Source organism: Flavobacterium frigidum (assembly GCF_048286735.1).
GTDB lineage: Bacteria > Bacteroidota > Bacteroidia > Flavobacteriales > Flavobacteriaceae > Flavobacterium.
On record NZ_JBLVPU010000019.1, the window covers coordinates 37,754 to 51,750 of the forward strand.

Sequence of the window (13,997 nt, forward strand, 5' to 3'; positions counted from 1 at the left end):
ATATTTAAAAAATTATAATTACATCAATAGCACCTTATTTTTATGATTAACAAAAAAGTAAATAACGTTCAAGATGCCCTTCAAGGAATTGAAAACGATATGACTATCATGCTTGGCGGTTTCGGATTATGTGGTATTCCAGAAAATTCTATCGCCGAATTAGTAAAAAAAGAAACGACAAATTTAACCTGTATTTCAAATAACGCAGGAGTTGATGATTTTGGCCTAGGCTTGCTTTTGCAAAAACGTCAAATTAAAAAGATGATTTCATCTTATGTTGGAGAAAATGCCGAATTTGAACGCCAAATGCTATCTGGAGAACTCGAAGTTGATCTTATTCCACAAGGGACTTTAGCAGAACGCTGCCGCGCAGCACAGGCTGGAATTCCTGCTTTTTTTACACCAGCCGGTTATGGAACTGAAGTAGCCGAAGGTAAAGAAGTTCGTGAATTTAATGGGAAAATGCATATTATGGAACACGCTTTTCAAGCTGATTTTGCGATTGTAAAAGCATGGAAAGGGGACAAAGCCGGAAATCTAGTTTTCAAAGGAACGGCTAGAAACTTCAATCCATGTATGGCTGGAGCAGCAAAAATCACCATTGCAGAAGTTGAAGAACTATTGCCCGCTGGGAGTTTAGATCCAAATGAAATTCATATTCCAGGAATACTTGTAAATAGAATTTTTCAAGGCGAGAAATACGAGAAAAGAATTGAACAACTTACAGTAAGAAAAATTTTCTAATCATGGCTTTAGATAAAAACCAAATTGCAAAACGCATCGCAAAAGAATTGAAACACAACTATTATGTGAATCTTGGAATAGGAATACCAACACTGGTAGCGAACTATATTCCAGAAGGTATTGATGTTGAGTTTCAAAGTGAAAATGGCGTACTTGGAATGGGACCTTTCCCATTTGAAGGAGACGAAGATGCCGATTTAATCAACGCAGGAAAACAAACCATAACAACATTACCAGGCGCCAGTTTCTTTGATTCTGGATTTAGTTTTGGCATGATTCGTGGCCAACATGTTGACTTAACAATTCTTGGTGCTATGGAAGTTTCTGAAAATGGTGATATAGCCAACTGGAAAATACCAGGGAAAATGGTCAAAGGAATGGGTGGCGCAATGGATTTAGTCGCTTCGGCAGAAAATATTATTGTAGCCATGATGCATGTAAATAAGGCTGGAGAATCTAAAATTCTTAAAAAATGTACGTTGCCTTTAACTGGTGTAGGATGCGTTAAAAAAGTTGTTACTGAACTTGCTGTACTGGAAATAACATCACAAGGATTCAAGCTACTAGAACGCGCACCTGGCGTAACCATAGAACACATTGTTGCTTCAACCGAAGCAACATTAATTATTGATGGTGAAATTCCAGAAATGATTCTCGATTAAGACTGTCTTCACCCAAATACAATACAACAAAAAATACATCCTATAGACGGATGTATTTTTTTTGATACTGTTTTGTAGTATTTATATTCGGCATCAAATCATAAAAAAATATAAAAACAGCCCTATTTTCTCTATTAGAACAGCAACACTAAAATATATTTTAACAAAAAATTAATATTATATATATTTTTTGTTAAATTAGCTATCATATTTAATTTGATATTTTAAATAATTAACCAAAACCCCAAACCTATGAAAACAAAATTACTCGGTAAAATTGCCTTGTTTGCTTCCGTTTCTTTTTTTGCAATAGAAGCACAAGCACAAGATGCAACCAAATATGTAAAACAAAAAATTACGGATGAAAAAGGAAAACCTTCTTTGATCGTTTTTAATGAAAAGTCTACTTACAAATCCTCCGATGCTCAACAAGCATTCACTGAACAGTTAGGATTAAAAACCAATTCTAATTTTACTAAAACTAAATCCGAAACAGATAAATTGGGAATTTCTCACGACAAATTCCAATTGTATCACCAAGGCTTAAAAGTAGAATTTTCAACGTACACGTTGCACTCCAAAGCTGGGAAATTAGAATCAATGAGTGGAGAATTTTATAAATTGGATAATGTAAATACTAATCCAAAATTAACCAAAGATCAAGCATTTGTTCGTGCCTTGAAACAAATAGGAGCCAAACAATACCTTTGGGAATCAACAGAGAACTCTAAAGCAATGAACTACCAAAAACCTACTGGAGAGTTGGTTTTACTTCCTGTTTTAGATGGTGCAACTTCAAAACAAAAAGACAATAATTTACGGTTGGCATATAAATTCGATATTTATGCTACAAACCCGGTTAGTCGTGGTGATTTATATATAGATGCAGTTTCTGGAGAACCGTTGTTTTATAATGCTACCATAAAACACCTTGGAGAATACAGCAATGGGCACAAAAACGATGGGTCTAAAACCTCAAAAGGACTAATAAATGCTGTCGCCTTTGTTGCAGCAAACGCAGCCACACGTTACAGTGGTACACAATCCATTCAAACTACTTTAAGCGGTTCATCATATATTTTAGCAGATGCAACACGAGGTTTGGGGATAAACACTTTCAATATGAAAAAAGGAACCAATTATACTACTGCGGTGAATTTTACCGATGTGGATAATAACTGGACCGCAGCTGAATTTGACAATACTAATAAAGACAATGGTGCCCTTGATGCGCATTGGGGTGCAGAGAAAACATATGACTACTTTTCAACTAAACACACGAGAAACAGTTATGACAACGCTGGCGCTGTTATAAAAAGCTACGTGCACTATGGTGTTGCTTACGACAATGCGTACTGGAATGGTAGTGTTATGACCTACGGCGATGGTAGTGGAACAAATTTTGACGTGCTTACTTCTTTAGACGTAGCGGCACACGAGATTGGACATGCAATTTGTGAAAAAACAGCCAATCTAGCTTACCAAAGAGAATCAGGAGCCATGAATGAGGGATTTTCTGATATATGGGGTGCGTGTGTGGAATATTTTGCGGCTCCTACAAAATCAACATGGTTAATAGGAGAAGACATCGAAAGAAGAGCTGGAAAAACGGCTTTACGTTCCATGAGTAATCCAAAATTAGAAGGACAGCCAGACACCTATGGCGGAACAAATTGGAAAGTCATTAATTGTGGCACTCCAACACAGACCAATGATTATTGTGGTGTTCATACCAATAGCGGTGTATTAAACCACTGGTTCTATATTTTATCTGTAGGTAAATCAGGAACAAATGACATAGGTAGTTCTTATAATGTAACTGGAATTACAATTGACAAAGCTGCAAAAATTGCTTACCGATTAGAAAGCGTGTATCTATCAGCAAATTCAACTTTTGCAAATGCAAGAACTTACGGAATTCAGTCAGCAACAGATCTCTACGGAGCGGGTTCTGCTGAAGTGATCGCTACTACAAACGCATTTTATGCTGTAGGAGTTGGTGCTGCTTATGCTGGCACAGCTGATACTACTGCACCGTCTACTCCTGCAAGCTTAACTGCATCAGGAACAACTTCAACAACAACAAACTTATCTTGGACAGCCGCTACTGATAATGTTGCAGTAACCGGGTACAATGTATATCGAGGTAGCAGTTTATTAGCCACAGTTACTGGGACAACGTATGCCGTTACAGGATTAACTGCTGCAACAGCCTATACTTTCACAGTAAAAGCAAAAGATGCTGCAGGAAATTTATCTGCTGCTAGTAATGTAGCAAGCGTTACCACATCTGGAACTACAGTAACTTACTGCGTTTCTAAAGGAAGTAATGCAACATCTGAATACATTGACTATGTAGCTTTGGGCGGAATTGCGAATACAACTGGTACCAATGCAGGATACGGAAACTTTACAGCCTTGAAAGGAAATGTACCTTATGGATCAAACACTATTTTGTTTAGCGCAGGTTTTAGTGGGTCCGCATACACTGAATATTGGAAAATATGGATTGATTATAATAAAAATGGTGTTTTTGAAACAGCTGAGCAAATCGTTTCAGGATCTTCATCAAGCAGTGCAAACCTAACAGCTACGTTTACGGTTCCTACAACAGCATTATCGGGACCTACTCGTATGAGAGTATCTATGAAATACAATGCTGCTCAAACTGCTTGTGAAACTTTTTCATATGGAGAAGTTGAAGACTACACCGTAAACATTGGTGGAGCAGCAATAGCAGGCTTTACAACAAGTTTTGCAGATGGTTTAGGTGATGAAAATAATATATTTGAATATACTATGTATCCAAATCCTACTTCTGACTTCTTAAATATTAAAATGGCAGATAATCGCAATGCTACTTTTAGCATTTTTAATTTCTTGGGTCAAAAAATAGAGACGGGGAAAATATCTGAAAATGCAATTAATGTAAGCAAATTAGCTTCTGGAGTATATCTCTTAGAAGTAAACGATGGTCAGAAAAACATCACTAAAAAATTCATTAAAGAGTAATATTTCATTTTAAATTCTTTAAAAGGGGGCAGTTTATATAACTGCTCCCTTTTTTTATTTGTGTCTGTAAAGCATTGATTTTAAGTATTACCATAAAAAAGTAAGCTATCTGATACCTTACAATTCATTTGACTTTAAAACACTATATAACTCTAACATAATGGTAGTTTAGTAAATAAGGGCGTTGGCTATCACGTTCAACGATGGTATAGAAACGATAGTAAAACTAATCAACAAGCTATCAATTGGTTCTAGTTTTAAATCAAAAAAAAGCCTCACGGTATTCTGTAAGGCTTAATTTTTATACTGTAAAATAATTTTATTTTGATTTTCATGATCGCTGATAGCGTCTTTTCACGTATGAAATCTTAGTTTTTAATTCATTTAAAAAAACCACGTAGCAACAAAAATAGCAGTAACTACACAAATCACATCAACAATAAGCATCGTACTTAATGCGTAACGCGTGTTTTTGATGTTTACCGAACCAAAGTATACCGCAATTACATAAAACGTACTTTCGGCGCTACATTGAAAAATACTAGCCAATCTAGCAGTTAGCGAGTCGGCACCAAAAGTATTCATAGAATCAATCAAAAACCCTCTAGAACCCGCAGAACTAAATGGACGCAGCAAGGCAACTGGCAAAGCATCTGTAATTTCTTTGCTTACACCCATGTTAGAGAAAATAAAAGCAATCCAATTGCTAATTATTTCGAATAGACCGCTGTTTCTAAACAAGGAAATAGCGACTAACATTCCTAGAACATAAGGAAAAATTGTGACTCCTGTTTTGACACCATTGTTAGCTCCTACCACAAACGTCTCAAAAACAGTAGTTGATGCTTCTGTAAATTTCTTTTCATTTACAAAAGAAAAGATAAGCGTAAAAGCGATAATCGCTATTAATATTAAAGCCGATAGATTTGATGTAAAATAGTTTTTACCAATTAAGTCCAACTGATTCACGTACATTAATAAACCAATAATAGCTGCGATCAATGTGATTAGCACCAATACCAATGAGGCACTTTTAAAATTGATTTTCTGTTTGATTCCAACAATTAAAAAGGCGGCAATCGTCCCTATGAACGACGTAATGATACATGGCAACATCACATCAGCAGGGTTACTTGCATTTGCAGCAGCTCTGTATCCAATTATTGAAGTAGCAATCAACGTGAGTCCCGAGGCATGCAAACACATGAACATGATTTGAGCGTCGCTAGCTTTGTCCTTTTCAGGATTTATTTCTTGCAGACTCTCCATCGCTTTTAATCCAAAAGGAGTTGCAGCCGAATCTAGTCCTAGGAAATTAGCGGCAAAATTCAGCGTCATGTACGATATAGAAGGATGATTTTTTGGGATACTTGGAAATACTTTGACAAAAACAGGACTTAAGGCTTTCGCCAATTTTCCCGAAGCACCAGAAATGATTAAAAGCTCCATCAAACCACAGAAAAAAGCCAAGTACGCCATTAATGGCAATACTAAATCCAGCAAAGTACTTTTACAGGTAGGCAACAATCCATCAGATTTTTGCACACCACTGTAGATTTTTACGGTTTTATTTTTAAAAACATACGTTGTGTCTGCATTGAGCGAATCCCGATTAATGATCATGGTTTGGTCTACCGCTGTTTGGATACTGTCTTTTATATAAGCAGGTAGTTGCTCTACATATCTTTCAGAAATAAGAATTGGATCGTCTTTCTTTCCGTTCAAAACGTGGTCAATGGTATAATTGTCTCCTGCAAACAAACTAAATACTACAAATACAATTGCCGATATAAAAATGACCAACCAAAATCTGCTTAATACCATAACTTATAATTTTTGTAAATGTAATAAATCAATATTCAATGTCAATTGCAATGTCAATTTCAATAATAGAATTTTAAAATTGTATTTGCCGTTGAAGTTTCTTACACATGAATAATCTCCTCCTCTATTAACAATTCTTCGCGCCTTAATCGAAGGAAAATCTGTGCTACAGCAATCGTATCTTTTTCACAATACGTTACAATACGGTCAATATTTTTTTCTACATAAAACACATGGCCCACTTGGCTGCCATCAATATCGCCTTTTGAAGAAGGAATTCCGAGCACTTTACACATTAATTTCAAGGACGTAAAATGCTTGTAATCGCCAAACTTCCATAATTCTAGGGTATCCAAATGCGGAATTTCCCAAGGTTTTTTTCCAAATAAATTCAGCTTGTCTGGAATTGCAATGTTATTTATAATCATTCGCCGGGCGAGAAAAGGAATATCAAACTCTTTGGCGTTGTGTCCACACAAAACATGCTGCGGTTGATTGAAGTGATTGTTGAGTAAATTATTAAAGTCGGAAAGGATTTTTTTCTCCTCGCCAAAGAAACTCGTTACTCGAAAATTACGAATGTCCCCTTTGATGGTAAAATAACCTACCGAAATACACACAATTTTACCAAACTCAGCCCAAATTCCAGCACGGTCGTAAAATTCTTCAGCAGTAAAATCATCTTTGCGTTGGTATAGCGTTTTATGTTCCCAAAGGGCTTGCATTTCAGGATCTAAAGCATCGTAATTTTCAGATTCAGGAACAGTTTCGATGTCTAAGAAAAGAATGTTGTTGAGATTTATTTTTTCGATCATACTTATGGCACGCAGATGACGCGGATTTAACAGATTTACACGGATATTCTTAAACGAATATAAAAAAATTATTCATAAATAACTAAAACAAACTATGTTGCGGGGAAGGATTTTCATGTTCTAACAACCATTTTTTGCGCCATAATCCTCCTGCATAGCCCGTAAGAGAACCATCACTACCAATTACTCTGTGACAGGGAACGACAATCCAAAGTGGGTTTTTCCCATTTGCCGAAGCCACAGCCCGAATGGCTTTTGGGTCGCCGAGAAATTTTGATTGTTCTAGATAGGTTCTTGTTTTACCAAACGGAATATCGAGTAATGCGTTCCACACTTTTTGTTGAAAATCAGTTCCTTTTGGATTGAGTTTAAAGGTAAAATTTGTTCTTTGCGAATTGAAATATTCTTGAAGTTGCTGCACTGCATCTCTTAAAAAATCGGGGATTTTAGCTGATACCTCACCCTCTTCTAACACTGTTATTTCAGAAACACCATTTACATCTCCTGTAATGGCAGCAATTCCTAGTGGAGTTTTGATGTAGACTGTTTCCATTTTTTAAAGGTAAAAAAATAATCTGTGCGTACTGAATGTAGTCATAAAAAAACCATTCGTACTTGTGAATGGTCTTTGTTTTTAGCCCTGATAGAAGCGGAATCCTCTTGTGGTAGCGCTAGCGAACACAAGAGATACAGCGGATAGCAGGAAATAGCTCCAGATACTGAAACAAGTTCAGTATGAATTATTTTACATGAGAATATACATAGGCTTCTAGCGCTTTTAATTCTTCATCGGACATGGCTTTTGTGATAGCAAAGTTTGTTTTCATGACCTCGTACTGACTTGGATCTACAATAGGCTCGCCCTCTCCTTTTAAAAAAGCAACCATATCGGCATTTTTACTTTTGTAAATGGCCGCAATGTCTTGTAAGCTGGGACCGATTACCTTTTCTGCAGCTTGATGACAAGCGACACAGTTTCCTTTACCCTCAAAAATTTCCTTTCCAAGTTCAACAGGGGATTGGGCTACTTCTACAGTAGTGGTTGGGTAGAGTGATTCTTTCTTTGTTTCTTCTTTCTTGCAAGATAGAAACCAACATACGACTACTAAGCAAAGGATCTTTTTCATTATTTTTTATTTAAAAGTATTGCGGCTTCTTTGGCAAAATAAGTCGAAATTAAACTGGCACCCGCGCGTTTGATACACATTAACTGCTCCATCATGGTTTGGTCGTGATCTAGCCAACCTCGTTCTGAAGCGGCTTTAATCATAGCATACTCACCGGACACATGGTATACGGTTACGGGCACATGAACCGCATTTTTTACTTCGCGAACGATATCTAAATAGGCAATTCCGGGTTTTACCATGACCATATCTGCACCTTCTTCAACATCCCAAAGGGCTTCTTTGATGGCTTCCAGGCGATTGGCATAATCCATTTGGTAAGTTTTTTTGTCTTTTGGCACTACTACATCTGCTTCTTTTGGGGCACTGTCTAAAGCATCACGAAATGGTCCGTAAAACGCTGAAGCATATTTAGCGGAGTAACTCATGATGCCCACGTCATGATACCCGGCAGCATCTAAACCTTGGCGCAAGCGTAGTACACGACCATCCATCATATCGCTTGGTGCTACAAAGTCGGCACCGGCTTGTGCGTGAGAAACGGCCATTTTTACTAACGCGTCGTTGGTAGTATCATTTTCGACATCGCCATTTGCTATGATTCCGTCATGACCATAAATAGAATAGGGATCCAAAGCCACATCAGGCATGACAATCATTTCCGGGCAAGCGTCTTTGATGGCACGAATGGCGTTTTGCATGAGTCCGTTAGGGTTCCAGGCTTCTTTTCCGGCGTTGTCTTTTAAACTTTCGTCTACTTTTACGTAGATGTTGACCGCACGAATTCCTAAATCGAATAATTCTTTGACCTCTTGTACAGTTAAATCAATAGAACGGCGGAAAATTCCTGGCATCGATGGAATTGCAACATTTACGTTTTCGCCTTCGGCAATAAACATAGGAAACATAAAATCGGTTGGACTTAATGTAGTTTCGCGAACTAATGAACGAATGGATTCGTTAACTCTTAAACGGCGACCTCTTTGTAATGGAAACATATCTTTAGTTTTTCAAGCTCCAGAGGAGCGTAATGTTTATAGTAATTTATTTTATCATGCTATTTTTAAGCCCGGTAAGGGCGACATATTTATCTCTAATTAACATCATCAAAAAGATATTCATTTTTAAAATCTACATTAAATAATTTTAAAAATTCTACATATTCTTCTTTGAATGTTTTTGTTTTGTGATGTACTTCTTGATTTTGTATATAATTGATAACATTAGTCAATTGCGAATGGCTGTAGGTGAATGCTCCAAATCCCGTTTGCCACTCAAATTTACCATTTATCCATGCTTTTTCATTAATGAATCTTGATGAATTGGCTTTTATATCTCTCACCAAATCTGACAAGGCTTTATTTGGCTTTAAGCCAATTAGAATATGAACGTGGTCTGGCATTCCATTGATTGCAATCAATTTTTGACCTTCGTTTGTAACGATACCAGTGATATATTTGAATAATTCATCTCTCCATTTACTAGAAATCAGATTTTGTCTTCCCTTGACGGCAAAGACAATTTGGATGTATATTTGAGAATAGGTGTTTGCCATTATAAATTGATGTTGGTTAAATATGTCATCCGCACGGGATTCAATTTCAATTACATACATTATTTGCTATAAATATATCGCACCGATGGTTGCTATAAATATACCGCACCGATGGTTGCTATAAATATACCGCACCGATGGTTGCTATAAATATAGCGCACCGATGGTGCTCCATCAAAACAATACAATCTCCTATACATATAGCGCTCCTTCGGACCTAAACTATCCACTCAACCGGATTCTCCAGCACTTTCAGTAATTTTTCTTCTTCGCTTCCTACCTCTGGATGATGGTCGTACACCCATTGCACATGTGGTGGCAAACTCATCAGAATTGACTCAATTCTTCCGTTGGTTTTTAGGCCAAATAAAGTGCCTTTGTCGTGTACCAAATTAAACTCCACGTAACGACCTCTTCGGATTTCTTGCCAGGTTCTTTGTTCTGCGGTATAAGGTAAATTTTTGCGTCGTTCTAATATTGGAATATAAGCGGTTAAAAATGAATTGCCAACTTCGGTTACAAAGTTAAACCAGTTTTCCATTGACATTTGCTCGGTTGCTTTACAATAATCAAAGAATAATCCGCCGAGTCCACGTGCTTCATTACGATGTGCGTTCCAAAAATACGCATCGCATTGTTTTTTGTACTTCGGATAAAACTCCGGATTATGTTTGTCGCAAGCGGTTTTACACGTTTGATGAAAATGAATAGCATCTTCTTCGAACAGATAATACGGCGTTAAATCCTGTCCGCCACCAAACCAACTATTGATCACATTTCCGCTATCGTCATACATTTCGAAATAACGCCAATTCGCGTGAACGGTTGACACCATTGGGTTTTTAGGATGGATGACCAAACTCAATCCGCAAGCAAAAAAATCAGCTTCGCCTACATTGAACATCTTTTGCATGGCTTCGGGTAATTTTCCATACACTGCTGAAATATTGACTCCGCCTTTTTCGATAACATTTCCATTTTCAATTACGCGTGTTCTTCCTCCGCCGCCTTCTGGACGTTCCCAAAGATCTTCCTTGAATTTGGCTTGACCTTCAACTGCTTCTAAGCCTTTACAGATTTGGTCTTGAAGGTTTTGTATGTATTGGTAAAATTGTTCTTTCATTTTCGAAAACAATATAAAAGTGTTTAAAAAGTGTTTAAAGTGTTTAAAAAGTATTTAAACAATTTCCCAAAAATACCCTGGAGTATTGATAATCTTACCTTCCATTCTTAATGCAGAAAGATAATTAGTAACCTTGTTTTTTTTCTCTTCTTCCGAGAGAGCAGATGATAATTAAGTTATCAATTTTATTATAAATTAACAAAAAACATTATTAATCCATTTTACAAATGAAGAACAGTTATTATCATCTGTAGTTAAATATCTTTTAGTAATTCCTTGTCCAAGTGGAGTCCCTGGCTCTTCTTGAAGTGAAAGCCAAGTGTGAATTTTTGCCTTTGATTTATGAATAATTGGATATTTATTAATTCCTTTCTCTTCTAAATCTTGTAATGTCTTTTCTACAATAGGTAAAATAGCATCATCTTTTGGAACTAGAAAAGTTATAAAGTCTTCTAGCATCCCATTTAAATCATTATTTGGCATTATCCAAACTGCAATAGTTTTATTTTCTTTAGATAAGATAAGTCCATCTTTTGGAAAAACTTTTGGAGCTTCAAAACCAATTTCATTGAAAATATTTTCCAATGTTTGCCATCTGCTTTTTAAATTACTATCAGCATCAATTATAACAGCAATTTTAGAAATTGATTGTGAAGATTTGAATCTTATAGGAATTTGCTCAAATAATTCATTTATTCCTTTACAATCAATAACACTAAAATTTCCTCCTTTGGGATTTTCTAAATTTCTAACATCAATATTGAATTTTTTACATATTGAATGAACAACGTGGAAATCATCGTTCCCTTCAACTAACAATAATGATGTAGGGTGGTTTTCTAATTTTGCCATTATCTAATCTCTATATCATTATCATTAGCAATCTTTAATTCTCTTGCACTAAATTCTACTTGTTTAATAATACCATTATCATTATCAAGTCTAATTAATTTGCCATCAAAATTATTCCCCTTTTTATTTAATTCCCTTTCAAAAGCTAATATACAATCTTCACTATGAGTTGTAGCAAAAACTTGAACTCCTAATTTATTTGCTAAAACAAAAACAATATTCCATAATTTTTCCTGGACTGTATAGTGTAATCCATTTTCAAACTCGTCAATTAATAAAAACCCATTGTCTGTATTTACTAAAGCTAAAATTATTGTTAGAATTCTATTAATACCATCACCCATACTTCTCAGAGGAATTATTGAACTAGAATTGGATAACTTTATCACAGCGGTTCTTTCTCTTGTATTTTCCTCAATAAATGCAATTCTTTCTGCAAAAGGTTCGATGATTTTTAAAGCATCTATTACATATTGTTCTTTTTCTGTTAAAGTTATATCATCCCACAATTTACTATTTATATCTCTATCGATATTTCTAGTCCTTATGAACTCAAAATTATCATTATTGTCAAACAAACTATTACTAAATCTAATTCTTTCGTCTTCAATAGATTGTATGTAAGACTTACTACCATTTCTAATTTCAATTCCTATTTTTAAATTATCTAATTTTTGGTCAAAATCGACAATTGTTCTTTTTCTTGTTGATATATTACTAATGTTATCTCTTGTAATTTCATCCAAATATTGAATAAATCTTAATGATACTCTTTGCTCTGAAATATTTTCATCTCCAAACAACGTTTCTTCAACACTACCAATTGAAATAGCATCTTTTACATCAAAACCTATTTTTCTGTCATTAAATAATGATGATATAGCTTTAATGTTATTGCTTATATAATTTTTATTATTTACACTTGACTTTAAACTCTCTCCTCTCTCTTTTAATAATTCATTAACTATTTGCATATTTGCACCGCTAGCATATATTGCAATAGCTTCAAGAATGGAAGACTTGCCCGTATTGTTTTTGCCAGTTATTAAATTTATATTACCTAAAGAATTGATTTTTAATTCTTTTAAATTTCGGTAATTATTAATATAGAGAGATTTAAGCATTTTTTCTTCGTTTTGTACAAAGTTAATTTTTTTATTACAATAATAATTTTTAAACTATTATTGTTTTCCATACTCCTTCACAGCATCAATAAACGCCTTCGCGTGATCCACAGGAATATTTGGTAAAATTCCGTGACCTAAGTTTACGATGTATTTGTCTTTTCCGAATTCGTCAATCATTTCGTGTACCATTTTCTTGATAACTGGAATTGGAGATAATAATCTTGATGGATCAAAATTCCCTTGTAAAGTGATATTTCCTCCAGACAAGTATCTGGCATTTCTTGGTGAGCACGTCCAATCTACTCCTAGTGCAGAAGCTCTACTTTTTCCCATTTCGTTCAAAGCAAACCAACATCCTTTTCCAAAAACAATTACGGGTGTTACATCTGCCAACGCTTCGATAATTTGGTTAATGTATTTCCATGAGAATTCTTGATAATCCACTGGAGATAACATTCCGCCCCAAGAGTCAAAAATTTGCATGGCGTTTACTCCCGCTTTTACTTTCTCTTTGAGGTATGCAATTGTAGTATCCGTAATTTTTTGCAATAAAACATGCGCTGCTTCTGGATGTTGGAAACAAAATCCTTTGGCCATGTCAAAACTTTTGGAACCTTTACCTTCTACTGCATAACACATAATTGTCCAAGGTGAACCTGCAAAACCAATTAATGGCACCTCATCATTCAGCATTTCTTTGGTCAATTTAATAGCATCAAAAACGTACCCTAAAGTTTCATTTACATCTGGAACGATTACTTTTTCCACATCCTGAATGGTACGAATAGGATTTGGTAAATACGGACCAAAATTAGGTTTCATCTCTACTTCAATTCCCATGGCTTGTGGAATTACCAATATATCCGAAAACAAAATCGCTGCATCAGGAGCAATTCTTCTTATCGGTTGAACTGTAATTTCCGCAGCTAATTCCGGAGTTTGACAACGGGTGAAAAAATCATATTTATCACGCAAAGCGATGAATTCCGGTAAATATCTTCCGGCTTGACGCATCATCCATACTGGCGGGCGTTGTACTGTTTCTCCTTTTAGTGCTCTTAAAAATAGGTCGTTCTTAAGCCCCCTAACCCCCGAAGGGGGAATTTGATTATCGTTAATGTTCATTTATATTTTACTTTATGAATATTTTATTTCG

The 13,997-nt window shown here is 35.6% G+C and carries 13 protein-coding genes; 3 read left to right on the plus strand and 10 right to left on the minus strand.

The window, feature by feature from the left end; translation table 11 throughout:
• Positions 1-42 precede the first annotated feature (42 nt).
• The 3 genes from ACNQGO_RS11830 (at position 43) to ACNQGO_RS11840 (ending at position 4,418) form a co-directional block, all read left to right on the plus strand.
• A complete protein-coding gene (locus ACNQGO_RS11830) occupies positions 43-744 on the plus strand; it encodes a CoA transferase subunit A (protein ID WP_417945264.1) in 702 nt (233 codons plus the stop codon).
• Between the two features lie 2 nt (positions 745-746).
• Entirely contained in the window at positions 747-1,406 is a 660-nt protein-coding gene (locus ACNQGO_RS11835) for a CoA transferase subunit B (protein WP_417945263.1), read from the plus strand.
• 252 nt (positions 1,407-1,658) lie between these two features.
• The gene (locus ACNQGO_RS11840) at positions 1,659-4,418 is read left to right on the plus strand and encodes a M4 family metallopeptidase (protein WP_417985361.1); all 2,760 of its coding nucleotides are present in this window, start codon (positions 1,659-1,661) and stop codon (positions 4,416-4,418) included.
• A gap of 384 nt (positions 4,419-4,802) precedes the next feature.
• On the opposite strand, the gene ACNQGO_RS11845 is transcribed toward ACNQGO_RS11840, so the two are convergent.
• The 10 genes from ACNQGO_RS11845 to hemE all read right to left on the minus strand — a co-directional run bounded on the left by ACNQGO_RS11845 (position 4,803) and on the right by hemE (position 13,966).
• A complete protein-coding gene (locus tag ACNQGO_RS11845; protein ID WP_417985362.1) occupies positions 4,803-6,242 on the minus strand; it encodes a nucleoside recognition domain-containing protein in 1,440 nt (479 codons plus the stop codon).
• Between the two features lie 101 nt (positions 6,243-6,343).
• Positions 6,344-7,057 carry a 3'-5' exonuclease gene (locus ACNQGO_RS11850; protein WP_417985363.1) on the minus strand — a complete coding sequence of 238 codons (714 nt, stop codon included), beginning with the start codon at positions 7,055-7,057 and terminating at the stop codon, positions 6,344-6,346.
• An 82-nt stretch (positions 7,058-7,139) separates the two neighbouring features.
• On the minus strand, positions 7,140-7,610 hold the full coding sequence (locus tag ACNQGO_RS11855) for a methylated-DNA--[protein]-cysteine S-methyltransferase (protein ID WP_417985364.1): 471 nt from the start codon (positions 7,608-7,610) through the stop codon (positions 7,140-7,142).
• Between the two features lie 187 nt (positions 7,611-7,797).
• A complete protein-coding gene (locus tag ACNQGO_RS11860) occupies positions 7,798-8,184 on the minus strand; it encodes a c-type cytochrome (RefSeq protein WP_417985365.1) in 387 nt (128 codons plus the stop codon).
• Positions 8,184-9,182 carry a porphobilinogen synthase gene (gene hemB / locus ACNQGO_RS11865; RefSeq protein ID WP_417985366.1) on the minus strand — a complete coding sequence of 333 codons (999 nt, stop codon included), beginning with the start codon at positions 9,180-9,182 and terminating at the stop codon, positions 8,184-8,186. The genes ACNQGO_RS11860 and hemB overlap by 1 nt, the downstream gene beginning before the upstream one ends.
• 95 nt (positions 9,183-9,277) lie before the next feature.
• Entirely contained in the window at positions 9,278-9,739 is a 462-nt protein-coding gene (gene tnpA, locus ACNQGO_RS11870; protein WP_417985385.1) for an IS200/IS605 family transposase, read from the minus strand.
• A 217-nt stretch (positions 9,740-9,956) separates the two neighbouring features.
• Positions 9,957-10,862, minus strand: a complete 906-nt coding sequence (gene hemF / locus ACNQGO_RS11875; protein ID WP_417947918.1) for an oxygen-dependent coproporphyrinogen oxidase — start codon at positions 10,860-10,862, stop codon at positions 9,957-9,959.
• Positions 10,863-11,057: 195 nt separating this feature from the next.
• Positions 11,058-11,714, minus strand: a complete 657-nt coding sequence (locus tag ACNQGO_RS11880; protein ID WP_417985367.1) for a DUF3226 domain-containing protein — start codon at positions 11,712-11,714, stop codon at positions 11,058-11,060.
• Entirely contained in the window at positions 11,714-12,838 is a 1,125-nt protein-coding gene (locus ACNQGO_RS11885) for an AAA family ATPase (protein ID WP_417985368.1), read from the minus strand. The genes ACNQGO_RS11880 and ACNQGO_RS11885 overlap by 1 nt, the downstream gene beginning before the upstream one ends.
• A gap of 57 nt (positions 12,839-12,895) precedes the next feature.
• Complete coding sequence (gene hemE / locus ACNQGO_RS11890; protein WP_417985369.1) at positions 12,896-13,966, minus strand: uroporphyrinogen decarboxylase; 1,071 nt, start codon at positions 13,964-13,966, stop codon at positions 12,896-12,898.
• Between the last annotated feature and the right edge of the window lie 31 nt (positions 13,967-13,997).